This window comes from Pseudomonas putida (genome assembly GCF_004357765.1).
In the GTDB taxonomy this organism is placed as follows: Bacteria; Pseudomonadota; Gammaproteobacteria; order Pseudomonadales; family Pseudomonadaceae; genus Aquipseudomonas; species Aquipseudomonas putida_U.
In genome coordinates, this window is record NZ_SMTE01000027.1 from 1 (window position 1) to 23,375 (window position 23,375).

The following is a 23,375-nucleotide window of genomic DNA, read 5'->3' on the forward strand; positions in this document are numbered from 1 at the left end:
CCCTGGGTGGCGGTAACTGGGACCATTCGGCGCTGATCAAAGGCCTGGAGCACATGGCCAACTTCTCGATCCGCGACGAGAAATGAGCTTCAGGCTGTAAGCCTCAAGCGGCAAGTAAAAGCAGATCTGCTTTTGCTTGCGGCTTGTAGCTTGAAGCTTGCAGCTGTGGGGACCGCCCCTGGTTCGGCCTGCACGGAGGCAGTTCCAGGGGCGTTTTGGATTCTGCAGAACAACAATAATTGGGAGCCTGCCATGTCGGTCGATCCGCAAAAAATTCTCCGCGAGCTGTTCGACACAGCCATCGCCGCCGCCCACCCACGCCATGTCCTCGAACCCTACCTGCCCGCCGACCGCAGCGGCCGGGTCATCGTCATCGGTGCCGGCAAGGCCGCGGCCGCCATGGCCGAAGTGGTCGAGAAGCACTGGCAAGGCGAAGTCAGCGGGCTGGTCGTGACCCGCTACGGCCATGGCGCCAACTGCCAGAAAATCGAAGTGGTCGAAGCCGCCCACCCCGTCCCCGACGCGGCCGGCCTGGCAGTAGCCAAGCGGGTGCTGGAGCTGGTCAGCGACCTCAACGAAGACGACCGGGTCATCTTCCTGCTCTCCGGTGGTGGTTCGGCATTGCTGGCCCTGCCTGCCGAGGGTCTGACCCTGGCCGACAAGCAACAGATCAACAAAGCGCTGCTCAAGTCCGGCGCGACCATCGGCGAGATGAACTGCGTGCGCAAGCACCTCTCGGCGATCAAGGGCGGCCGCCTGGCCAAGGCCTGCTGGCCCGCCACTGTCTACACCTATGCCATTTCCGACGTGCCTGGCGACCTGGCCACCGTCATCGCCTCCGGCCCGACCGTGGCCGACCCGAGCACTTCGGCCGATGCCTTGGCGATCCTCAAGCGCTACAACATCGAAGCACCGCAAGCCGTCATCGATTGGCTCAGCAACCCGGCCTCCGAGACCGTCAAGAGCGGCGACCCCTGCCTGGCGCGCAGCCACTTCCAACTGATCGCCAAACCTCAGCAGTCGCTCGAAGCCGCCGCGGTAAAAGCCCGCCAAGCCGGTTTCAGTCCGCTGATCCTCGGCGACCTGGAAGGCGAGTCGCGCGAGGTGGCCAAGGTGCATGCCGGTATCACCCGACAGATCGTGCAACATGGCCAGCCGCTCAAGGCGCCGTGCGTGATCCTTTCCGGCGGCGAGACCACCGTCACCGTGCGTGGCAATGGCCGCGGCGGGCGCAATGCCGAGTTTCTCCTGAGCCTCACCGAAAGCCTCAAGGGCCTGCCGGGCGTCTATGCCCTGGCCGGTGACACCGACGGCATCGACGGTTCGGAAGAGAACGCCGGCGCGTTCATGACCCCAAGCAGCTATGCCCGCGCCGAGGCCCTGGGCCTGTCGGCCAGCGACGAGCTGGACAACAACAACGGCTACGGCTATTTCGCCGCGCTCGATGCGCTGATCGTCACCGAGCCGACCCGCACCAACGTCAACGACTTCCGCGCCATCCTGATCCTTGAGACTGCCCAATCATGACGCCTGATAAAAAAGTAAAGATCCTCGCCACCCTCGGCCCTGCGATCAACGGCATCGACGACATCCGCCAACTGGTGGAAGCCGGGGTGAACATCTTCCGCCTCAATTTCAGCCACGGCGAACATGCCGATCATGCCCTGCGCTATCAGTGGATCCGTGAAGTCGAGCAGCAGCTGAATTACCCGCTGGGCATCCTCATGGACCTGCAGGGCCCCAAGCTGCGGGTCGGCCGTTTCGCCCAAGGCAAAGTCCAGTTGCAGCGTGGCCAGGCCCTGCGTCTGGACCTGGACGCCACGCCTGGCGACAGCCGCCGGGTCAACCTGCCGCATCCGGAAATCATCGCCGCCCTCGAACCTGGCATGGACCTGCTGCTCGATGACGGCAAGCTGCGCCTGCGCGTCACCGCCAAGCACGACGATGCCATCGACACCGAAGTGTTGGCCGGCGGCGAGCTGTCCGACCGCAAGGGCGTCAACGTGCCCCAGGCTGTCCTGGAGCTCTCGCCGCTCACCGAAAAAGATCGCCGCGACCTGGCCTTCGGCCTGGACCTGGGCGTGGACTGGGTGGCCCTGTCGTTCGTGCAGCGCCCCGAGGACATCATCGAAGCGCGTCAGCTGATCGGTGACCGTGCCTACCTGATGGCCAAGATCGAGAAGCCCTCTGCCGTCGAACAGCTGCAAGCCATCGCTGAGCTGGCCGATGCGATCATGGTGGCCCGTGGCGACCTGGGCGTGGAAGTACCCGCCGAGAGCGTGCCGCAGATTCAGAAGCGCATCATCGGCACCTGCCGCCAGCTCGGCAAGCCGGTGGTGGTGGCTACGCAGATGCTCGAATCGATGCGCTTCTCGCCCGCCCCGACCCGCGCCGAAGTCACCGACGTGGCCAACGCCGTGGCCGAAGGTGCCGATGCGGTGATGCTCTCGGCCGAGACCGCCTCGGGCGACTACCCATTGGAAGCGGTGCAAATGATGAGCAAGATTATCCGCCAGGTGGAGAACGGCCCGGACTACCAGGCCCAGCTCGACGTCGGCCGGCCGAGAGCCGAGGCAACCGTATCGGATGCCATCAGCTGCGCGATCCGCCGCATCAGCGGCATCCTACCGGTGGCGGTGCTGGTCAACTACAGCGAATCCGGCACTTCGACGCTGCGTGCAGCGCGCGAGCGGCCACGGGCACCGATCCTCAACCTGACGCCAAACCTCAAGACCGCCCGCCGCCTGAGCGTGGCCTGGGGCGTGCACTCGGTGGTCAATGATCGCCTGCGCCAGGTCGACGAAATCTGCTCGACTGCGTTGGAAATCGCCCAGGCCCAAGGCATGGCCAGCCGTGGCGACACGCTGCTGATCACCGCGGGGGTGCCCTTCGGTAAGCCCGGCACGACCAATACGCTGCGGATCGAAACCTTGGTCTAAGCCATCACACCGACCTTGTAGGAGCGGGTTTACCCGCGAATGCGATAGACCTGGCGACACAGTGTCCAGACAGACGCATTCGCGGGTAAACCCGCTCCTACAGCGGTAGGCGATGTGCCATTCAAGCGCGGAAAACCGAGGCCCACAGAGGCCCACCGCTTCCCCTTCAACCTTACCGACTGCCCCATGTACGCCAAACATTCCCTCGTGTCGTGCCCCGACTGGGCCACGGCACTGCTCAACGGTTTCAGCCAGGTGCTGCTGCTGCGCAACCCCCTGTGCGGCCTGTGCTGCCTACTGGCCATGCTACTGACCGCCCCGGCGCTGGTCGGCGGCGCCCTGCTCGGCGCCCTCGCCGGGCTGCTCACGGCCCAGCGCCGCGGCTATGATCGTAGCGACCGCCAGGCTGGCCTGTACTGCTACAACGCTGTGCTGATCGGCATCCTGATCAGCGCTGTGCTGCCATGGTCGGCAATCCTGCCACCACTGATCATCGCCGCCGGCGGGGTGTCCAGTATCCTGACCCACCAGTGGCGCAAGCGCGGCGGCAAACTGCTGACTGCCTATACCGCACCGTTCGTGCTGCTCGGCTGGGCCACCCTGCAGCTCGCCTCGCCTTCTCCCGGCGGCTACGTCGAAGCCGAACCGCTGCATGCCCTGGCGCGCGGCGTGGGCCAGATTTTCTTGCTCGACCAGCCGCTGGCAGGCGTTCTGATCATCCTCGGCGTACTCATCGCCAATCCCTACGCCGCCCTGTGGGCGCTCATCGGTTCAGCCATCGGCGGCGGCGCAGCGCTGTTCGCCGGCGAAGCTCAGGCGGCTTGGCTGGGTCTGTACGGCTTCAATGCTGCCTTGGCGGCGCTGGCCTTCAGCCGCCAGGGTGAGAAACCCTGGGTGTCGCTGCTGGCCATCGCCCTGGCGCTTCTGCTGCAAGCCCTGTTCAACCAGCTGCCGCTCCCGGCACTCACCGCACCGTTCGTGGTGGCCTGCTGGCTGATGCACCTGGGCAGTCATCTGGCACGCCACAGCCACAAGGGTGACGGAGCCCGCTTGCACAGCTGAAACGCAGCCCCTAGGCTCAGGCCATTGCACAGTGGAACGAGCCCATGGACAACCCGACCAGCCTGCGCGAGCGGCTCTACATCATCGTCTTCCAGACCGACACCGTGGCCGGAAGACGCTTCGACAAGACTCTCCTGCTGATCATCCTGGCGAGCCTGGTGACGGTGGTCCTCGACAGCATCGACGCGGTGCACCAAGGCTATGCCGGGGTGCTCGCAGCGATCGAATGGGGGTTCACCGCGATCTTCCTGGCCGAGTACCTGACCCGCCTGTACTGCTCGCCCAAGCCCCTGCGCTACGCATTCAGTTTCTACGGGCTGGTCGACCTGCTGGCCATCGTGCCGGGAATCCTCGCCCTGTACTACAGCGACGCCCAGTACCTGCTGATCATCCGCGTGATTCGCATGCTGCGGATCTTCCGCGTGCTCAAGCTCAGCCATTACCTGAAGCAGGCCAACTACTTGCTCGACGCGCTGCGCGGCAGCAAGCAGAAGATCATCGTGTTCCTGGTCAGCGTCTCCACCCTGGTGACCGTGTTCGGCACCCTGATGTACGTGATCGAAGGGCCGGCAAATGGCTTCACCAGCATACCCACTGGCATCTACTGGGCCATCGTCACCCTCACCACGGTCGGCTTCGGCGATATCGTGCCGAAGACGGCGCTGGGGCAAGTGCTGTCGTCACTGGTGATGATCACCGGTTATTCGATCATCGCCGTGCCGACCGGAATCTTCACCGCCGAATTGGCCAATGCGATGCGTGGCGAACAGTTGAGACATGAGTGTCCGCGATGCAGCAAACAAAGCCATGAGCACAGCGCGGCATTCTGCTCACGCTGTGGCAGCGCGCTATTTCCCGGATAGCTGAAGCCCCCCTGTCGAGACCGCATAACCAAAGCATTTTTTGTTCTTTAACCCCTGCGATCACAGCCGCTATAGTCGCTGGCACTCTGCCTACTCACCCCGAACAAGGACGCCACGTGAAAAGACTCCTCACCGCTTCGCTGCTCGCCGCAGGCCTGGCCCTCGGCAACTTCGCCCACGCCGCCCCGACCTTGCTCAACGTCTCCTATGACGTGATGCGCGACTTCTACAAGGACTACAATCCGGCCTTCCAGAAGCACTGGGAAGCCGAGCACAACGAGAAGGTCAATCTGCAGATGTCCTTCGGCGGCTCGAGCAAGCAGGCGCGCGCGGTGATCGATGGCCTGCCGGCCGATGTCATCACCATGAACATGGCCACCGACATCAACGCCCTTGCCGACCACGGCAAGCTGGTGCCGGACAACTGGGTGACCCGCCTGCCGAACAACAGCGCACCCTTCACCTCGGCCACGGTGTTCATCGTGCGCAAGGGTAACCCCAAGGCCCTGAAGGACTGGCCAGATCTGCTCAAGGAAGGCGTGCAGGTGATCGTGCCCAACCCCAAGACCTCGGGTAATGGTCGCTATACCTACCTGTCGGCATGGGGCTACGTGCTCAAGCAAGGCGGCGATGAGGCCAAGGCCCGCGACTTCGTCGGCAAGCTGTTCAAGCAGGCGCCGGTGCTCGATACCGGTGGCCGCGCCGCCACCACCACCTTCATGACCAACCAGATCGGCGATGTGCTGGTAACCTTCGAGAACGAGGCCGAGATGATCGCCCGCGAGTTCGGCCGCGATCAGTTCGAAGTGGTCTACCCGAGCGTATCGGCAGAGGCCGAACCGCCGGTGAGTGTGGTCGACAAGGTAGTGGCGAAAAAAGGCACCCAGGCGTTGGCCGAAGAGTACCTGAAGTACCTGTGGTCGCCCGCAGCCCAGGAAATCGCCGCACAGAACTACCTGCGCCCGCGCGATGCGACGGTGCTGGCCAAGTACACCGACCGCTTCCCGAAAGTCGATTTCCTCTCAGTGGAAAAAACCTTCGGTGACTGGCGCACCGTACAGAAGACCCACTTCAATGACGGTGGCGTGTTCGACCAGATCTACAGCAATCAGTAATTGATGAAGAGGCCAGCACAGGCAGCATCATGACTGGCGAAACACAAGGGCCTTGAGCCCACCCGCCGGGTCGGCATCGGGAAACTCCGGCGGGTTCTCCAACCGTTCGACGAAGACCAGTGACGGCGCCTGCTCCGCCATGCCCTCGATGAGAAATTCCGGACCGATGCCGGGATCGTTGACACAAGCCAGCACCGTCCCGCCCTCGCTCAGCAACTCGGGCAGACGCCGCAGGATCTTGGCGTAGTCCTGGGTCAGCACGAAGCTGCCGCGCTGGAAGGTCGGGGGGTCGATGATGATCAGGTCGTAGGGGCCGTACTTGCGGACCTTGCCCCAGGACTTGAACAGCTCATGACCTAGATAGGCTACCCGCGAGGCATCGTGGCCATTGAGACGGTGGTTGTCGCGCCCGCGCGACAAGGCCGACTTCGCCATGTCCAGGTTGACTACCTGCTCGGCACCGCCGGCAACCGCCGCCACGGAAAAACCACAGGTATAGGCGAACAGGTTGAGCACACGCTTGCCTGCGGCCTGCTCACGCACCCAGCGCCGGCCATAACGCATGTCGAGGAACAGGCCATTGTTCTGCCGCACGCCCAGATCGAGCAGGTAGGTCAAGCCGTCCTCGACCACCTCACGCTGCTGGCAGGGCTCGCCCAACAGCCACTGGCCCGGGCTGTCCGGCAGGTAGCGATGCTGGAGGAGAATGGCCTGACCGGTCCACTGCGCACGCTCAGCCAGCTGGCGCAGCATGGTTTCCAACTCGGCCAGCAGACCCTCCTCGGGCTCGCGGAACAGGGCGACCGACAACACGCCTTGCAACCAATCGACGGTGATCTGCTCGAGGCCAGGCCAGCAGCGGCCACGGCCATGGAACAGACGGCGGGTTTCAGTCGGAGCGGGATCGAGGGCGGCGAGCAGGTGCTGCTCGAGGGTGTGGATCGGCGAAGTCATGGGGGGTCGCAGGCAGATGAAAGAGCGCATTCTACCTGCAGCGGTCCTTCCGCGGGCAAGGTCGACTCACCCCTTCACCACAACCCGAGCAGGTCGCCACCACCACCCCTGCTGCATTCCTGCCGCCGCCAGCAGGATCAACCCCACCCCCAACCATTGCAAGGGCGCCAGGCGGTGTCCGAAAGCCACCCAGTCGACCAGGATCGCCGCGATCGGATAGATGAATGACAGCGCCCCGGTCAGCGCCGTGGGCAGGCGCTGGATGGCGCTGTACAACAGCACGTACATCAACCCGGTGTGCACCATTCCCAGGGTCACCAGGCTGGCTAGCGCCGAGGGTTCGCCCGGGAGGCCGCCTGACTTGACCCAGGGCGCGAGCAGCACCACGCCGGTGGCGACCTGGATCAGGGCGATCAGGTGTGGCGGTGTGCCTTGCAGGCGCTTGATGATCAATGCCGCCAGCGCATACAGAAATGCCGCACCCAGCGCCATGGCGATGCCCAACAGATAATCCTCGCCACTGGCCTGGCCAGCGCCATGGGCGCTGACGATCGCCAGCATGCCGAGAAACGCCACGCTCAGCCAGGTGACCTTGGCCACGGTGATCTTCTCGCCGAGAAACAACGCAGCCAGACCCACCAATATGAACGGCTGGACGTTGTATACCGCGGTACCAATGGCGATCGACGCCCGCGAATAAGATGCGAACAGCAGCACCCAGTTGCCGACGATGGCCGCCCCGCTGACCACCGCCCAGAGCAAGGCAGTGCGGCCGATCACGCCGACCTTGAGCAAACCGAACGCCGCGCAGATCACCAGCAAGGTGGCGGTGCCGAATACGCAGCGCCAGAACACCACCTCCAGCACCGGCTGGCCCGACACCAGCACGAACCAGCCGATGGTCCCGGAAATCAACATGGCGCCCACCATTTCAAGCGACCCCCGACGCAACGCACTGTCCATATCACACCTCCATTGTCGATGGACATAGTATGCAAAGGGTCGCCGCGCACGCTCCAGTGGATAAGCAAGGCGAAATGTCCGACTTGCCTTTACTATCAAGGCCAGATCCACCGATTACCTAACGAGGCACCTATGACCGACGCTATCGATCAACTGCTGATCAATGCCCTGATGGAAGACTCACGCCGCTCGCTCAAGGCGCTGGCGCAGATCAGTGGCCTCTCCGCCCCCAGCGTCAGCGAACGCCTGCGCCGCCTGGAGGAGCGCGGCGTGTTGCGCGGTTACACGGTGGAGGTGGACCCGCGCAGCTTCGGCTACCAGCTGCAGGCCATCGTGCGCATCCGCCCGTTGCCGGGCCAATTGCAGGAAGTGGAGCGCCAGATCATCGCGATTCCCGAGTTCACCGAGTGCGACAAGGTGACCGGTGAGGACTGCTTCATCGCCCGCTTGCATGTGCGCTCGATGGAGCAGCTCGACGCTTTGCTCGATCGTATCAATGTGCTCGCTGACACCAATACGGCGATCATCAAGAAGACGCCGGTAAGGCGGCGGCTGCCGCCGATGGGGTGAGCGTATGTCTGCACCGGCCGTTCGCGTGCAGACATATACGCCTATAAAATGTACACAAGAATGTCACCGTAAGTGCCATCTTTGTGTGCACTACTTGAATCGACGCCCCAATAGGTTACACATACCCCGCCTCTAAAGTTGACCTAACGATCAACTAATCAATCAAGACTGCCGAAGTAAGCGTCACCAATATCAATATTTTTTCTATATAAATCAAAGCATTAAATTTATAACACAGAAGATCCAGATCAACTTCCGCCCTCCAACCGTTACAACTGGCATGGAACTCGCTTTCTTGTCGCCGTGTTTTGTATACAAGTTGCGCAAAACATAAATACACAAGAACCCGCGGCGTCGGTCCAATACCGGCCGCCGCGCCCAGAACCCAGTGATGCAACGCCTGCACCGACGAGATGGCGAGCCCGTGCGCCAGCGCCCGCTCATCGCAGTCACACGCATCAGGAGCCTGCCGGAATGAGTACCAGTGTCGACCTTGCCCCTGAACTGTCCGTTGCCAGTAGCGATCCCACCGTCACCCTGAACCCAGCGCTCGAACTGAGCCCACGCCTGCACAACCGCGACCTCGCCCCGACCCGCATCGAAGGGCGTCGCTGGGGGCGCTACAGTATTTTCGCGCTGTGGACCAACGATGTGCACAACATCGCCAACTACTCCTTCGCCATGGGTCTGTTCGCCTTGGGCCTGGGCGGCTGGCAGATCTTGTTGTCATTGGCGATCGGCGCGGCGCTGGTGTACTTTTTCATGAACCTGTCCGGCTACATGGGCCAGAAGACCGGCGTGCCGTTCCCGGTGATCAGCCGTATCGCCTTCGGTATCCACGGCGCGCAATTGCCGGCTCTGATCCGCGCGATCATCGCCATCGCGTGGTTCGGCATCCAGACCTACCTGGCCTCGGTGGTGTTGCGCGTGCTACTGACCGCCGTCTGGCCGCAGCTGGCCCACTACGACCATAACGCCATCCTTGGCCTGTCGAGCCTGGGCTGGGTGTGCTTCGTGGCCATCTGGCTAGTGCAGTTGGTAATCCTCGCCTATGGCATGGAAATGGTCCGCCGCTACGAAGCCTTCGCCGGTCCGGTGATTCTGCTCACCGTCGCCAGCCTTGCAGTGTTCATGTACTTCCAGGCCGGCGCGCGCATCGCCTGGTCGGTGGCCGAACCACTGCGCGGTTACGAGATGTGGCGCAACATCTTTGCCGGCGGTGCACTGTGGTTGGCGATCTACGGCACCCTGGTGCTCAACTTCTGCGACTTCGCTCGCTCTTCGCCATGCCGCAAGACTATTCGCGTGGGCAATTTCTGGGGCCTGCCGGTGAACATCCTGGCGTTCGCGATGATCACCGTGGTGCTGTGTGGCGCGCAGTTCCAGATCGACGGCAAGGTCATCAGCAGCCCGACCGAAATCGTCGCCAGCATTCCCAATACCCTGTTCCTGGTGCTGGGCTGCCTGGCCTTCCTGATCGTCACCGTGGCGGTGAACATCATGGCCAACTTCGTCGCCCCGGCCTTCGTTCTCAGCAACCTCGCGCCACGCCACCTCAACTTCCGCCGCGCCGGGTTGATCAGCGCCACCGTGGCGGTGTTGATCCTGCCCTGGAACCTGTACAACAGCCCGCTGGTGATCGTGTATTTCCTATCCGGCCTGGGCGCCCTGCTCGGCCCGCTGTATGGGGTGATCATGGCTGACTACTGGTTGCTGCGCAAAGGCCGCATCAACGTGCCGGAACTCTACAGCGAGCACCCGGACGGCGCCTACCACTACAGCAAGGGCATCAACCTGCGCGCCATGGCCGCATTCGCCCCCGCCGCTCTGCTGGCCATCGTCCTGGCCCTGGTGCCCAACTTCCACGGCATCGCGCCGTTCTCCTGGCTGATCGGTGCCGGCATCGCTGCCGCGCTGTACCTGCTGATCGCGCCGCGTAACCGTGAATACCACGATGTCAGCGGCGAATGCATCGCTGTCGATCACCACAGTCACTGATCAAGGATTCAACTGCCCATGCGTATTCTGATTGCCAACGTCAACACCACCGAAGCCATCACCGAGGCCATCGCCGAGCAGGCGCGCAGCGTTGCCTCGCCCGGCACCGAGATCGTCGGCCTGACCCCTTGGTTCGGCGCCGAATCGGTGGAGGGCAACTTCGAAAGCTACCTGGCCGCCATCGCGGTCATGGACCGCGTGCTGGCCTACGAAGGCCCCTATGACGCGGTGATCCAGGCCGGCTATGGCGAGCACGGCCGCGAAGGCCTGCAGGAACTGCTCGACGTGCCGGTGGTGGACATCACCGACGCTGCCGCCAGCACCGCCATGTACCTGGGCCACGCCTACTCGGTGGTGACCACCCTGGACCGCACCGTGCCGCTGATCGAGGATCGCCTGAAGCTTTCCGGCCTGTACGACCGCTGCGCTTCGGTGCGTGCCAGTGGCCTGGCGGTGCTGGAACTGGAGGAAGACCCGCAACGGGCCGTACAGGCCATCGTCGAGCAGGCCGAGCGGGCGGTGCGCGACGACAAGGCCGAAGTCATCTGCCTGGGCTGTGGCGGCATGGCCGGGCTCGACGAGCAGATTCGCCAGCGTACCGGGGTGCCGGTGGTCGATGGTGTCAGCGCGGCGGTGACCATTGCCGAATCGCTGGTACGCCTGGGCCTGAGCACCTCGAAAGTGCGCACTTACGCCACGCCGCGCACGAAGAAAGTGCTGGGCTGGCCGATGCGCCTGGGTCGCTGAGGCGGCAGACTGGGCAGGTGTAGCTGGCGCAGGATGACCTGGCCTTCGGGCCAGGTCATGGACGGAGGGCGTTCCGGCTCTTTGCTATGCGACCGATCAGTCGTCACGGGTGAGCACTTCGAGCAGCTCAATCTCGAAGGTCAGTTCCGAATTCGGCGGAATCGCTCCCACGCTGCGCTCGCCGTACCCCAAGTGCGCCGGTACCAGCAGTTTGCGCTTGCCGCCGACACGCATGCCCATCAGCCCTTGATCCCACCCCTTGATCACCCGACCGGTACCGATCACACACTGGAATGGCTTGCCGCGTGACCAAGACGAGTCGAACTCGCTGCCGTCGGCAAGCCAGCCGGTGTACTGGGTGGTGATAAGCGCGCCCTTGACGACGCTCTTGCCGTCGCCTTCGAGCACATCGATGATCTGCAGTTCGCCGCTCATGGGCCTCTCCAACGCTGATAACAAAGGGCGCCGTTTTCTCAGGAATGGACGATCTTGGCAAGCGCGCCGATCAGATGAACACGCTACCGCGCAGATACAGCGCGGCGCGCCCGCTGATGACGACCCGACCATTGCCTGGCACCTGGCACAGCAACTGCCCCTTGCGTGCCCCACCCTGCTCGCAGCTGAGTTCGGTCTTGCCCAGCCGCTGCGCCCACACCGGGGCCAGCGAGGTGTGCGCGGAGCCGGTGACCGGGTCTTCGTTGACTCCCACGTTAGGGCCGAACCAACGGGTCACGAAGTCGTAACCACGACCGGCAGCGGTCACTGCGATGCCGCGCACATCGAAGGTCGACAGCGCGACGAAATCGGGGGTGAGTGTATCCAACTGCGCAGCATCGTCGATGACCACGACATAATCGTCAGACCGGTACACGGCGAGCGCAGCATTCAGACCCAGTGCCTCCAGCAATCCTTGTGGGACCTCCACGACCTCGGGCTGCTTGGCCGGAAAGTCCATGGCCAGCAGGCCATTTGCATCTCGGCTGACGCGCAGTTCGCCACTGCGGGTATTGAAACGCAGCACCTCGGCCTGCTCACCCAACTGTTCGAACAGCACATAGGCCGAGGCCAGGGTGGCATGGCCGCACAGATCGACTTCCACCGCCGGCGTGAACCAGCGCAGGTCGAAGGTTTCACCATTACGCACGAAATACGCCGTCTCGGACAGGTTGTTCTCTTCGGCGATGCGCTGCAACAGATCGTCCGGCAGCCAGCTTTCGAGCGGGATCACCGCCGCCGGGTTGCCACCGAAGGGTTCGGCAGAGAAGGCATCGACCTGGAAGATTTCGAGTTGCATGGAAACACTCCTGAAAGCCCGGTCATTACCGGGCGAGAACGAAAGCGAAGGTCAGGCGCGCACGGGCGTGAGCACAGGCTCGCCGGCGAAGAATGCCTGCAGGTTGCGCAATACCAGGGCTACGGTGTCACGGGCGGCCTCTGGCGATTGGCCGGCGACATGCGGGGTGAGGACGGTATTGCCGAGGACCTTGAGGTTGTCGGGCACGGCGGGTTCGTCATCGAACACATCCAGCGCTGCGCCGGCGATCAGGCCTCGCTCCAACGCGGCCACCAAGGCCTGAGTGTCGACCACGCTGGCCCGGGCGATATTCACCAGGTAGCCCTCGGCCCCAAGGGCCTCGAGCACCTTGGCGTCGACCAGGTGATGGGTAGCGGCGCCGCCAGGGGTAGCGACGACCAGGATATCGACGGCATCGGCCAGGTGCAGCGGGCTGTCATACCAGGTGTAGGGCAGCTCCTGACGTGGGGTGCGGCTGTGATAACTGATGTTCATGTCGAATCCCAGGCTGGCGCGCTTGGCGATCGCCTGGCCGACTGCGCCCAAGCCGAGCAGGCCCAGACGCTTGCCACTGACCGAGGGGCTGATGACACGGTTCCATTCGCCACGACGGGTGCTGGCATCGGCCCGCGGGATATCACGCAGCAAGGCCAGGAGGATGGCCAGGGTATGATCGGCGACCGTGGCGGCGTTGGCGCCCGCGCCATTAGTGACGACGATGCCACGGGCTGCAGCGGCGGCCAGGTCGACCTGCTCGTAGCCTGCTCCGATCACACAGATGATCCGCAGCTGCGGCAGCGCGTCGATCTCGCCAGCAGTCAGGCCCAGCGGGCCGCGGGTCAGCACGGCGTCGATCTCGCCGGCATGGCGCTGGATGGCGTCGGCGCGCAGCGCAGGGGATGGCGCACGGATCAACCGATAACCGGCCTGCTCAAGCATCGGCAGGTAGTCGTCGACCGTTTCCACCAACACCAGGACTGTCTTGCTCATGCCACCTCCGAGTCAATTCGAGGGGACATTATGCGCAATGGGTGGCCAGTACAGTCAAACGATAAATTGGGGATTAACTGTACTGTATGGGTTGTTTGGAGGGTGGCGAGAGGGTGATGTTGGATTCGAAATCGAGCGCCGCCCGCGCGGCGCTCGATTTATGCGCCACTGCAATTACCAAGCGCCCCCAGCAAGCACCACACTCACTGCGCAAACGCCCGCCCCAATCCTCCGGGCACACCACTGCTGTCGGTCTCTTCCCAAGGCCCATCCGGACTCAGCGACCAACTCCAGCCATTGTCATAACGGTAATACGTGCGCTGACGGTAGAAGACGTTGTTCTTCTTCTCCAACACATACACCCCAAGCTTCGGATCCCAATGGCTGGCGCCCCCCGGTGGCGGGGCAAAGCTGGCCGAGGTCCGCGGCATCGGTTTGGGAATCGCCGCTGGCTTGCTCGGCTGGGTCGATGGCTGGCCACCTGGCAACGGTTTGACCACCGGCCCCTTGTGTGGCGGCACCGTCTCGATCGGCGGTGCCGGCCGCTCGTAAGGCTCATAGGTGGTACATGCGGACAATCCCATAGCCACGGCAATCAGGGTCAAGCGTAGGGTGGTGTGCATGATCGTTTTCTCTTACCGGTCGGGACTGTCGATGATCAGCTGTTGCTGGGCCTGGGTGGACGTTGCCAGCGGCGCGCCCTGGCCAATCCACTCACCCTGGGTCGGCTGGCCTGCGCGCGAGACACGGGCAACCAGTTGGACTTGTGCGAAGTCCGACAGTTTCATCTGCGGCATCATCGCATCGGCATCGGACAACTCGACTTCGATCGGCAGTTGCGCCACGGTCACCCGCTTGGCCGCCAGGGGCATCGGCGGGCCATTGCTGGCGCGGGCGAAGATGAACACGGTGTCGTCAGGCTTGACCTTGTCCTTGAGCGCCGCCGCCAGCTCCACCCGCACCTTCAGACGCGCGGCGACCGGGGCAGCAGGCTTGGCGACTTTGCCGCCCAGGCGCTCGGCGGCGCGGTCGATTCCTCCCTGCAAGGCCGCCCGCGAGGCGTCGCCCTCGGGCAACAGCACCAGCAGGCGGTTCCAGTAGTCGATCGCCTCCTGGTAGCGCTCCCCCTCGAAAGCGGCGATGCCACGCAGACCGAGGCTGGTGACTTCCTTCGGATCGGCCTTCAATGCTTCATCGGTCAGCCCCTGTATCTGCTCGCTCCACTGCTTGTCAGCCGCGAAATACAAAGCCTGCGCCCATTGCCCCAGCAGTTCGGGCTGGCGACCGGCCATGGCCACGGCGCGCTCGAAAGTACGCGCGGCATCGGCGGGACGCTGCTCGGCCATGTAGGCACGTCCGAGGAAGTACACGGCTTCGGCGGAGTCCGGCTGGGCCTTGACGACACGCTCCAGGCGCGAGGTCATTTCTTCCATGGTTTTCGGTGCGGCGGCGAATTCCTGGGTCAGCTCGACCTTGTCGGCTGCACCGAAGTGCAGGTACAACCCCAGCGCCAGCAACGGCACCAACCCTGCCGCCAGGAGCGGCAGGGCCTTGCCCAGGTGCCCCTGGCGCAGTGGCTCGGCACCCTCGGTGTCGGCCAGCAGTTCACGGGCGGCTTCGTCGCGGCCTTTGGCCAATTGCGCCTCGTCGAGCACGCCAGCGGCCTGCTGGGCCGCCAGTTCGCCGACACGCTCCTGATACAAGGCAACGTTCAGGGCGGTGCGGTCTTCTTCCTGCTGGCGGTTGCGCCCACGCAGGATCGGGATCAACAGAAAGCCGAGAGCAGCGAGCAGCAGCAGGCCCGCACTAAGCCAGAATTCAATCATGGGTCTGTTCTTTTTCCAGCAGTTTGGCGAGACGCTCGCGTTCGTCGTCGGAGAGGGCCTGGCGACCTGGCATGGCCGCCCCACGGCGGCGCCGCACGATCACCGCCAGTACCACGAAGCCCGCGGCCAGAAGCAGGCCGGGACCGAACCAGAGCAACCAGGTACGGCTGCTGAGTGCCGGTTTGTAACGGACGAAGTCGCCATAGCGATCGACCATGAAATCGACGATCTGCTGATTGCTCTGGCCCTCGCCGAGCATGCGGAAGATCTCCCGGCGCAGGTCGGCGGCGATGGGCGCATTGGAGTCGGCGATGTCCTGGTTCTGGCACTTGGGGCAGCGCAGTTCCTTGGTCAGCGCCTGGTAGCGCTCGCGCTCGGCCTCGTCGCGAAATTGATAGGTGTCGATAGCGGCCTGGGCCACGCCGACCAGACTCAGGCCGAGCAGCACCGCTGCCAACCAGCGCTTCATGGCTGAGCCTCATCGACCAGCCCTTGGTACAGCGGCGCCAATTGTTCGCGCCAGACGGTCGCATCGACCACGCCGACGTGCTTGTAGCGAATGATGCCCTTGGCATCGATGAGGAAAGTTTCCGGCGCGCCGTAGACCCCGAGGTCCAGGCCGAGGGATCCTTGCTCGTCACGGATGTTCAACTGGTAAGGATTGTGAAACTCGGCCAGCCACTTGAGGGCAGCGGCATTGTCATCCTTGTAGCTCACGCCGTGGATCACCACGCCCTGCTCGGCCAGTCGATTCAGGTACGGGTGCTCGACCTTGCACGACGGGCACCAGGTGCCCCACACGTTGACCAGCGCCGGGCGACCGAGCAGATCGGCCTGGGTCAGGGTCCGATCGCCCTCGACCGAAGCCAGGGAAAAGGCCGGGAACGGCTTGCCGATCATTGCCGACGGCAGCTCGTCGGGCTTGAGGAACAACCCTTTGTAGAGAAACACCGCCACCAGCAGGAACACCGCCAGTGGCAACACCATGATCCAACGCTTCATGCAGCTGCTCCAGACACGCCCAGGGCCTCACGCACCCGGGTCTTGACCTTGACGCGGTAGCGTCGGTCGAGGGCCGCCAGCAATCCACCCAGGCCGGTCAGCAGACCGCCCAGCCAGATCCAGCGGACATACGGCTTGATGTGCACACGCACGGCCCAGGCGCCATTCTCCAGCGGCTCGCCGAGGGCCACGTACAGGTCACGGGTGAAGCCTGCGTCGATACCGGCCTCGGTCATCATCGACTGCTGCACGGTATACAGGCGCTTCTCCGGGTGCAGGATGGTCACTTCGCGGCCGTCGCGGGTCACCACGATGGTGCCCTTGTCGGAAATGAAGTTCGGCCCCTCGAAGTGCTTGGCGCCCTGGAACTGGAACTGATAGCCGCCCAGTTCGACGCTCTCGCCCGGCGCCATGCGCAGGTCGCGCTCGGCGCTGTTATTGCTCGACAGCACCACGCCCAGGGCGCACACCGCCAGTCCCAGGTGCGCCAGCTGCATGCCCCAGTAACTGCGGGTCAGACCGCGCGCGCCTTTGGCCAGACCCTTGTGACGGGTCTTGTCGAGGATATCGCGCACGCCACCGAGCACTACCCAGGCGGCCAAGGCGAAGACGCTCAGGGTCGGCCAGTCGAAGTCGTCGACGATGAAGCCCGCCACCGGCGCCAGCACCACACTGGCGACCAGTACCGGGGTCAGCATGCTCGCCAGCCACTTGCCTGGGGTGTCCTTCCAGCGCACCACCACGCCGATGCCCAGCACCACCATCAGCAGCGCCATCAGCGGCAGGAACAACGCATCGAAATAAGGCGGGCCGACCGATAGCTTGGCCCCGGTCAGCGCATCGAGTACCAGCGGGTAGAGAGTACCGAGCAGGATCATCGAAGCCGCTACCACCAGCACCAGGTTGTTGGCCAGCAGCAGCGTTTCGCGCGACCACAGGGCAAAGCCGACCTGGCTCTTGACCACCGGCGCGCGCAGGGCGAACAGGGTCAGCGAGCCACCGACCACGAACAGCAGGAAGATCAGGATGAACACCCCACGCGACGGATCGGCGGCGAAGGCGTGCACCGAGGTCAGCACCCCGGAACGGACCAGGAAGGTGCCGAGCAGGCTCAGGGAGAAGGCGGCGATCGCCAGCAGCACGGTCCAGCTCTTGAACACGCCGCGCTTCTCGGTCACTGCCAGCGAATGAATCAGCGCAGTGCCCACCAGCCAGGGCATGAACGAGGCGTTTTCCACCGGGTCCCAGAACCACCAGCCGCCCCAGCCCAGTTCGTAGTAGGCCCACCAGGAACCCAAGGTGATCCCCACCCCGAGAAACGCCCAGGCGACGATAGTCCAAGGCCGCGACCAACGGGCCCAGGCTGCGTCGAGGCGTCCGCCGAGCAATGCGGCGATGGCAAAGGCGAACGCCACCGAAAAGCCCACATAGCCCATGTACAGCATCGGTGGGTGGACGATCAGGCCGAAGTCCTGCAGCAACGGGTTGAGGTCACGGCCATCGCCCGGTACCTGCGGCAGCAGGCGCTGGAAGGGGTTGGAAGTGATGATCAGGAAGCTCAGGAAGCCCACGCTGATCATGCCCATCACCGCCAGTACCCGCGCCAGCATCACTTGCGGCAACTGCCGGGAAAAGACCGACACGGCGAAGGTCCAGCCACCGAGGATCAACGCCCAGAGCAGCAGCGAACCCTCATGCGCGCCCCACACGGCGCTGAACTTGTAGTACCAGGGCAAGGCGCTGTTGGAGTTGCTGGCTACATAGGCGACCGAGAAATTGTCGGTCATGAAGGCATGGGTCAGACAGGCGAAGGCAAACGCCAGAAAGGCGAATTGCCCCCAGGCCGCAGGCCGGGCCAGGCTCATCCACAAGCTATCGCCGCGCCAGGCGCCGAGCAGTGGCACGGTGGCCTGCACGGCAGCGAAGCAGATCGCCAGAATCATTGCCAGTTGGCCGAGTTCGGGCACCATCAACGCTGCGTTCATGGCTTGACCTCCCCAGTGGTAGCAGCCTGGCCACTTTCCTTGAGCGCCTTGCTGACTTCCGGCGGCATGTACTTCTCGTCGTGCTTGGCCAGCACCTCGTCAGCCACCACCACGCCCTCGGCGTTGAGCTTGCCCAGGGCGACGATGCCCTGCCCTTCGCGGAACAGGTCGGGGAGAATACCGCGGTAGGTGATCGGCACCGACTTGTTGAAATCGGTGACCACGAAACGGACGTCGAGCGAGTCGCCCGAGCGCTGCACCGAGCCCTTCTCGACCATGCCGCCAGCGCGAATGCGCGTGTCCAGCGGCGCCTCGCCATTGGCGATCTGGGTGGGGGTATAGAACAGGTTGATGTTCTGTTGCAGGGCGCTCAAGGCAAAACCGACGGCGATCGCGACCCCGACCAGCAGGCCGAGGATCAGCAACAGGCGTTTCTTGCGCTGCGGATTCACTGGTTGTTCTCCCGGCGCAGGCGACGCGCCTCTTCTTGCAAGTAGCGGCGGCGGGCCAACAGCGGCGCAGCGACATTGATCGCCAGGACCGCCAGGCAGATGCCATAGGCGGTCCAGACATACAGGCCATGGTGACCCATGGCAACGAAGTCGGCGAATGAAGCAAATTTCATCGTGCGGCCCTCCGCCCCAGGCTGTTCAAGACTTCTTCCCTGACCCAGCTGGCGCGTGCTTCGCGCTTGAGCACTTCCAGACGCATGCGCAACAACAGTACCGCGCCGAAGAAGCAATAGAAGCCCAGCGCCGTGCACAGCAGCGGCAACCACATCTCGGCCGGCATCGCAGGCTTCTCGGTAAGGGTGAAAGTGGCCCCCTGGTGCAGGGTGTTCCACCACTCCACCGAGTACTTGATGATCGGAATGTTCACCACACCGACGATCGCCAGCACGGCACAGGCCTTGGCCGCGCTGTCGCGGTTACTGATGGCCTGGCCGAGGGCGATGATGCCGAAGTACAGGAACAGCAGGATCAGCATGGAGGTCAGGCGTGCATCCCAGACCCACCAGCTCCCCCAGGTCGGCTTGCCCCAGATGGCCCCGGTGACCAGCGCCACGGTGGTCATCCAGGCGCCGATGGGGGCCGCGCATTGCAAGGCGACGTCGGCCAGCTTCATCTTCCACACCAGCCCCACCGCCCCGGCCACCGCCAGCAGCACATAGCAGGACTGCGCCAGCATCGCCGCCGGCACATGGATGTAGATGATGCGGAAACTATTGCCCTGCTGGTAATCCTGCGGGGCGAAGGCCAAGCCCCAGACCACTCCGGTCACCAGCAGGAGCAAGGCGGAAACCGCCAGCCAAGGCAGCAGGCGACCACTGATGGCATAGAACCATTTCGGCGAGCCCAGTTTGTGGAACCACGTCCAGCTTATTTTCATCAGGTACATCCAGGGTATTAGCCGGGCTTGGAAGCCCGGGACTCGTTATTCGCCAACGCTGATCTTCAGCCCGGCCGCTATCGCAAATGGCGCCAGGGTCACCGCCAGGGCAGTCAGGCTGGCCAGCCACAGCAAATGGCCGGTTGCCGGCATATTCTGCAGTGCCGCTTGCAACGCGCCACTGCCCAGGATCAATACAGGGATATACAACGGCAGGATCAACAACGCCAGCAGCAAGCCGCCTCGCTTCAGACCGACCGTCAACGCCGCACCGACCGCCCCCAGCAGGCTCAACACCGGCGTGCCCAGCAACAGGGAACCGAGCAACACCGGCAGACAATGACTCGGCAGACCCAGCATCAAGGCCAGCAGTGGCGCCAACAATACCAGCGCCAGCCCGGAAAAGATCCAGTGCGCCAACACCTTGGCCAGTACCAGCATGGCCAACGGGTGCGGCGACAGCACCCACTGCTCGAGCGAGCCATCCTCGAAATCGCTGCGGAACAGGCCATCGAGGGACAGGAGCACCGCCAGCAATGCGGCGACCCACACCAGGCCCGGCGACAATGTTTGCAACAATTGGCTTTCCGGTCCCACCGCCAACGGGAACAACGCGACGACGATGGCAAAGAACACCAGCGGATTGGCAAGCTCCGCAGGACGGCGGAACAGCAGGCGCGCCTCGCGCCGCAGCAACAGGATGAATACGCTCATGCCGCCCACTGTCCCAGGTTGAGTTCGCGGTAGCCCAAGGCTTTGCGCTCGAGGGTATGGTGGGTGGTCAGGACCACTGTACCGCCCCGCTCGCAATGGGCTGCCAGGTGTGCCTCGAGCTGGGCCACGCCTTGCTTGTCGAGGGCAGTGAAAGGTTCGTCGAGAATCCACAGTGGCGGGCTGTCCAGGTACAGGCGCGCCAGCGCCACCCGACGCTGCTGGCCAGCGGACAGGGTATGGCAGGGTACGTCCTCGAATCCACGCAGGCCGACCGCCGCCAACGCCGCCCAGATCGCGTCGCGATCGGCAGGCTGATGCAGGGCGCACAGCCAGGTGAGGTTCTCCTCGGCGGTGAGCAGGTCCTTGATGCCAGCGGCGTGGCCGATCCACAGCAGGATGCTGGCCAGGACATGGCGCTGCTCGGCCAATGGCCGACCGCCCAACAGGATCTGCCCGGCGGTCGGTTGCATCAGCCCGGCCAGCAGTCGCAGCAGGCTGGTCTTGCCGCTGCCGTTGGGGCCACTGATCTGCAGCATGTCGCCGGGGCGCAGTTCGAAATCCAGATGCTCGAACAGCAGACGCCAGTCGCGCTCGCAGGCCAGGCCCACGGCTTGAAGGTGAAGGGTCACGGATTCGCCTTATGCAGTGTGTGTCTCAAGTCGCCCAGCGCCCTGCCGTTATACTGGCAATGGCTGGCGGCCGGGCATTATTACATGTGCGGCCACGCTGCCAAGAGGCGGGTTCGACAGGTTGTATACAATACATGACTGAAATCAATAGTGTCGGCGCACAAACCGCCCTCAACCCGCAGGTGATCAAGGCGGCGCTGACCAGTGAACTGCTCAGCCTGACCCAGGCGCAGCCGGGCTTGCTCAAGCCAGGGGAAACCGCCCAGGCCGAGGTCCTGACCCTGCGGCAGAACGGCAGCGAGTTCCTCCTGGTATTGCGCCTGGCCCAAGCCAACGGCACCCTGACCCAGCTACAGGCCACCTCCAGCCAGCCGTTTGCCCAGGGCAGCCTGGTCACCGTCAGCCAACCTGACAGCAACCGCCTGGCGGTGCTGGTACAACAGGCCCACGGCAGCAATGTCGCGACCCTCACCCAACTGGACACCGCCAAGGTCCCCCTCGGCACCCTGCTGCAGGGCAAGGTCCTGACCAGCCAGCCATTGTCCCAGGCAACTGGCGAAGCCACCGGTTTCCGCTCGCTGGTGACCCTGCTCAATACGGCCCAGGCCGGCGCTACCCTGACCATCGACAGCCCACGGCCATTGCCCTTGGGCAGCTTGCTCAGCGCGCTGGTGCAGGGCGACCAGTCGCTGCGCTTCGTGCCACTGAGCGGGCGCCAGGAGCAACTCGACATCGCTCAGCAACTGCTGACCCAGCAGGGACGCCAGGCGTCGTTACCCAGCCTGCTCGGCGGCCTCCAGCAGATTGCCAACAGCCCTCAGGCCAACGGCGAGCTGCGTGGCGCCGCCGCCAACCTGCTGGACAACCTGCCCAATGCGCGGCAGCTTGGCGATGCCAAGACACTCGTGCAGGCCTTGAACAACAGCGGCGCGTTTCTCGAAGCCAAGTTGCTCGGCGGCCTGGGCGCCGGCGTGGCCACCGACTTCAAGGCACAGTTGGTGCGTCTGGTGGCCCTGGCTTCAGCCAACGCCCCGGGCAGCCCCGCCGTGGCCGCGAGCACCCTGGCCCAGGCCCTGCCTGCCATGACTCGCAGCGCCCTGGGGCTGCTCGACCGGGTCAGCCCCCGGCAACAGCCGGGTACCTTTCCGTTACCGACCCGGCTGCTCCAGGCCCTGGAAGACGAAGGCGATCTGCAGCAGTTGCTGCGCCTGGCCAGCGCAGCCATTTCGCGACTGCAGAGCCACGCCCTGAGCAGCCTGCAACAGTCCGGCACGCTGGAGAGCGGCAACCTGCAGACCACCTGGCAGACCGAGATCCCCGTGCGCCATGGCCAGGACTTCATCCCTCTGCAGGTGAAACTGCAACGCGAAGAAACCCCGCAGCAACAGGCCGACCGCGAGTCCGGAGCGAAGGACCCGATGCAGGCGCTGTGGCGCATCGAACTGGCCATCGACCTGGCACCACTGGGGCCGTTGCAGGTTCAGGCGCAACTCAATCAGGGCCGACTGTCGGGCCAGTTATGGGCCGAACGCGAGCCCACTGCCCGCCTGATCGACCGTCATCTTGGCAGTCTGCGCGAGCGCCTGCTGGACCGCGGCCTGGACGTGGGCGACCTGGAGTGCCACCCCGGCACTCCTCCCCAGGGCCCACGCACCCGGGTGGAACAACGCTGGGTGGACGAGAACGCTTGACATCCTCCCCGCCCTAAAGAACGGGAATTCCTACAGGTAGACGGCCATGCCCGACCGCGAGAATGTTCCTCGCCGCGTTAATGTCGCGGTCATGAGTGACACCACACTCACAAGTCCATTCTCTTATTCCAAGGCCGGTCCTACCTTTCGGACTACTGGGCGGGAGTGCGCCGCAATGCGAACAGACTTGGGTGGTGTACGCTTCGTTGACTTCACGAAAAACGATGCCTGCGCTATCGCACTTGTAAGACAGCATCGTTTTCAACATGCCCCACCCGGCGTCGTGCACCGACTTGGCCATTCTGGTCTTAGCCAACGCTTTGGGCTTGACGTTGCCAACAACGATCAGCCCGCACCGCTGCACAAGTGCGGTGCTGAATTTGTGAAGTGCATCCTTGCGACGGTTGGCGATCTTGGCGTGGATGGCTCGCGCGCGGGTTTTCTTGCCGGCACGCTGGGCAATGGCCAACTTGCCTTCAAGGTCGCGGTAGAACCGCCCAGCCTCGAGGGCGCTGCCATCGCTACAGGTGGCCGTGGTTTTCAACCCAAGGTCGATACCGATTTCATCCTGCCCGGCTGGGCAAGTACGTTCGACCTCAACACACACGTTGAAGTACCAACGGCCACGAGCATCTTCGCTAAAG

General features: G+C 64.0%; 26 protein-coding genes. 10 read left to right on the forward strand and 16 right to left on the reverse strand.

Annotated features, from left to right (window positions below):
- The 6 genes from E2H86_RS26370 to E2H86_RS25265 all read left to right on the forward strand — a co-directional run.
- The coding region (locus tag E2H86_RS26370) for a hypothetical protein (RefSeq protein WP_243744099.1) at window positions 1-86 on the forward strand (86 nt) is incomplete at its 5' end.
- Between the two features lie 166 nt (window positions 87-252).
- Window positions 253-1,527, forward strand: coding sequence for a glycerate kinase type-2 family protein (locus tag E2H86_RS25245; protein WP_133332221.1), 1,275 nt, complete (start codon window positions 253-255; stop codon window positions 1,525-1,527).
- Window positions 1,524-2,939 (forward strand): pyruvate kinase, encoded by a 1,416-nt coding sequence (pyk, locus tag E2H86_RS25250; RefSeq protein WP_133332222.1) that lies wholly within the window; start codon window positions 1,524-1,526, stop codon window positions 2,937-2,939. Before E2H86_RS25245 ends, pyk begins: the two co-directional genes overlap by 4 nt.
- A 186-nt stretch (window positions 2,940-3,125) precedes the next feature.
- Window positions 3,126-4,001, forward strand: a complete 876-nt coding sequence (locus E2H86_RS25255; protein WP_133332223.1) for an urea transporter — start codon at window positions 3,126-3,128, stop codon at window positions 3,999-4,001.
- Window positions 4,002-4,045: 44 nt separating this feature from the next.
- Window positions 4,046-4,864: an ion transporter gene (locus tag E2H86_RS25260; protein WP_133332224.1), complete on the forward strand. Its 819-nt coding sequence runs from the start codon at window positions 4,046-4,048 to the stop codon at window positions 4,862-4,864.
- A gap of 116 nt (window positions 4,865-4,980) precedes the next feature.
- Window positions 4,981-5,979: a sulfate ABC transporter substrate-binding protein gene (locus tag E2H86_RS25265; protein ID WP_133332225.1), complete on the forward strand. Its 999-nt coding sequence runs from the start codon at window positions 4,981-4,983 to the stop codon at window positions 5,977-5,979.
- 27 nt (window positions 5,980-6,006) lie between these two features.
- Here E2H86_RS25265 and E2H86_RS25270 read toward each other — a convergent pair whose 3' ends face one another.
- The gene (locus E2H86_RS25270; protein WP_133332226.1) at window positions 6,007-6,933 is read right to left on the reverse strand and encodes a class I SAM-dependent methyltransferase; all 927 of its coding nucleotides are present in this window, start codon (window positions 6,931-6,933) and stop codon (window positions 6,007-6,009) included.
- A 66-nt stretch (window positions 6,934-6,999) separates the two neighbouring features.
- Window positions 7,000-7,896: a DMT family transporter gene (locus E2H86_RS25275; protein WP_133332227.1), complete on the reverse strand. Its 897-nt coding sequence runs from the start codon at window positions 7,894-7,896 to the stop codon at window positions 7,000-7,002.
- 132 nt (window positions 7,897-8,028) lie between these two features.
- Here E2H86_RS25275 and E2H86_RS25280 point away from each other — a divergent pair, with 132 nt between their 5' ends.
- The 3 genes from E2H86_RS25280 (at window position 8,029) to E2H86_RS25290 (ending at window position 11,211) form a co-directional block, all read left to right on the forward strand.
- Entirely contained in the window at window positions 8,029-8,466 is a 438-nt protein-coding gene (locus E2H86_RS25280; protein ID WP_133332228.1) for an Lrp/AsnC family transcriptional regulator, read from the forward strand.
- Window positions 8,467-8,940: 474 nt separating this feature from the next.
- Window positions 8,941-10,464 carry an NCS1 family nucleobase:cation symporter-1 gene (locus E2H86_RS25285; RefSeq protein ID WP_133332229.1) on the forward strand — a complete coding sequence of 508 codons (1,524 nt, stop codon included), beginning with the start codon at window positions 8,941-8,943 and terminating at the stop codon, window positions 10,462-10,464.
- A gap of 18 nt (window positions 10,465-10,482) precedes the next feature.
- The gene (locus E2H86_RS25290) at window positions 10,483-11,211 is read left to right on the forward strand and encodes an aspartate/glutamate racemase family protein (RefSeq protein WP_133332230.1); all 729 of its coding nucleotides are present in this window, start codon (window positions 10,483-10,485) and stop codon (window positions 11,209-11,211) included.
- Between the two features lie 96 nt (window positions 11,212-11,307).
- On the opposite strand, the gene E2H86_RS25295 is transcribed toward E2H86_RS25290, so the two are convergent.
- The 13 genes from E2H86_RS25295 to ccmA form a co-directional block, all read right to left on the reverse strand.
- Window positions 11,308-11,646: an FKBP-type peptidyl-prolyl cis-trans isomerase gene (locus E2H86_RS25295; protein ID WP_133332231.1), complete on the reverse strand. Its 339-nt coding sequence runs from the start codon at window positions 11,644-11,646 to the stop codon at window positions 11,308-11,310.
- Between the two features lie 70 nt (window positions 11,647-11,716).
- Window positions 11,717-12,505 (reverse strand): PhzF family phenazine biosynthesis protein, encoded by a 789-nt coding sequence (locus tag E2H86_RS25300; RefSeq protein ID WP_133332232.1) that lies wholly within the window; start codon window positions 12,503-12,505, stop codon window positions 11,717-11,719.
- Window positions 12,506-12,556: 51 nt separating this feature from the next.
- Window positions 12,557-13,495, reverse strand: coding sequence for a 2-hydroxyacid dehydrogenase (locus E2H86_RS25305; protein ID WP_133332233.1), 939 nt, complete (start codon window positions 13,493-13,495; stop codon window positions 12,557-12,559).
- 203 nt (window positions 13,496-13,698) lie between these two features.
- Window positions 13,699-14,118, reverse strand: a complete 420-nt coding sequence (locus E2H86_RS25310; protein WP_133332234.1) for a hypothetical protein — start codon at window positions 14,116-14,118, stop codon at window positions 13,699-13,701.
- 12 nt (window positions 14,119-14,130) lie between these two features.
- Entirely contained in the window at window positions 14,131-15,321 is a 1,191-nt protein-coding gene (gene ccmI / locus E2H86_RS25315; RefSeq protein WP_133332235.1) for a c-type cytochrome biogenesis protein CcmI, read from the reverse strand.
- The gene (locus E2H86_RS25320) at window positions 15,314-15,790 is read right to left on the reverse strand and encodes a cytochrome c-type biogenesis protein (RefSeq protein WP_133332236.1); all 477 of its coding nucleotides are present in this window, start codon (window positions 15,788-15,790) and stop codon (window positions 15,314-15,316) included. Before E2H86_RS25320 ends, ccmI begins: the two co-directional genes overlap by 8 nt.
- Window positions 15,787-16,323: a DsbE family thiol:disulfide interchange protein gene (locus E2H86_RS25325; protein ID WP_133332237.1), complete on the reverse strand. Its 537-nt coding sequence runs from the start codon at window positions 16,321-16,323 to the stop codon at window positions 15,787-15,789. Before E2H86_RS25325 ends, E2H86_RS25320 begins: the two co-directional genes overlap by 4 nt.
- Window positions 16,320-18,293, reverse strand: coding sequence for a heme lyase CcmF/NrfE family subunit (locus E2H86_RS25330; protein ID WP_165976122.1), 1,974 nt, complete (start codon window positions 18,291-18,293; stop codon window positions 16,320-16,322). The genes E2H86_RS25325 and E2H86_RS25330 overlap by 4 nt, the downstream gene beginning before the upstream one ends.
- An 11-nt stretch (window positions 18,294-18,304) precedes the next feature.
- Window positions 18,305-18,760, reverse strand: coding sequence for a cytochrome c maturation protein CcmE (gene ccmE, locus E2H86_RS25335; RefSeq protein ID WP_133332239.1), 456 nt, complete (start codon window positions 18,758-18,760; stop codon window positions 18,305-18,307).
- Entirely contained in the window at window positions 18,757-18,933 is a 177-nt protein-coding gene (ccmD, locus tag E2H86_RS25340; RefSeq protein ID WP_133332240.1) for a heme exporter protein CcmD, read from the reverse strand. The genes ccmE and ccmD overlap by 4 nt, the downstream gene beginning before the upstream one ends.
- The gene (locus tag E2H86_RS25345; protein ID WP_133332241.1) at window positions 18,930-19,697 is read right to left on the reverse strand and encodes a heme ABC transporter permease; all 768 of its coding nucleotides are present in this window, start codon (window positions 19,695-19,697) and stop codon (window positions 18,930-18,932) included. Before E2H86_RS25345 ends, ccmD begins: the two co-directional genes overlap by 4 nt.
- A gap of 45 nt (window positions 19,698-19,742) precedes the next feature.
- Entirely contained in the window at window positions 19,743-20,411 is a 669-nt protein-coding gene (gene ccmB / locus E2H86_RS25350) for a heme exporter protein CcmB (RefSeq protein ID WP_008096270.1), read from the reverse strand.
- Window positions 20,408-21,040 carry a cytochrome c biogenesis heme-transporting ATPase CcmA gene (gene ccmA / locus E2H86_RS25355; protein WP_133332242.1) on the reverse strand — a complete coding sequence of 211 codons (633 nt, stop codon included), beginning with the start codon at window positions 21,038-21,040 and terminating at the stop codon, window positions 20,408-20,410. Before ccmA ends, ccmB begins: the two co-directional genes overlap by 4 nt.
- Before the next feature lie 134 nt (window positions 21,041-21,174).
- On the opposite strand from ccmA, the gene fliK reads away from it, so the two are divergent.
- Entirely contained in the window at window positions 21,175-22,731 is a 1,557-nt protein-coding gene (fliK, locus tag E2H86_RS25360; protein WP_133332243.1) for a flagellar hook-length control protein FliK, read from the forward strand.
- A 13-nt stretch (window positions 22,732-22,744) separates the two neighbouring features.
- Here the strand turns inward: fliK and E2H86_RS25365 are convergent, their stop codons facing one another.
- Window positions 22,745-23,338, reverse strand: coding sequence for an RNA-guided endonuclease InsQ/TnpB family protein (locus tag E2H86_RS25365; protein ID WP_243744100.1), 594 nt, complete (start codon window positions 23,336-23,338; stop codon window positions 22,745-22,747).
- Window positions 23,339-23,375: the final 37 nt, after the last annotated feature.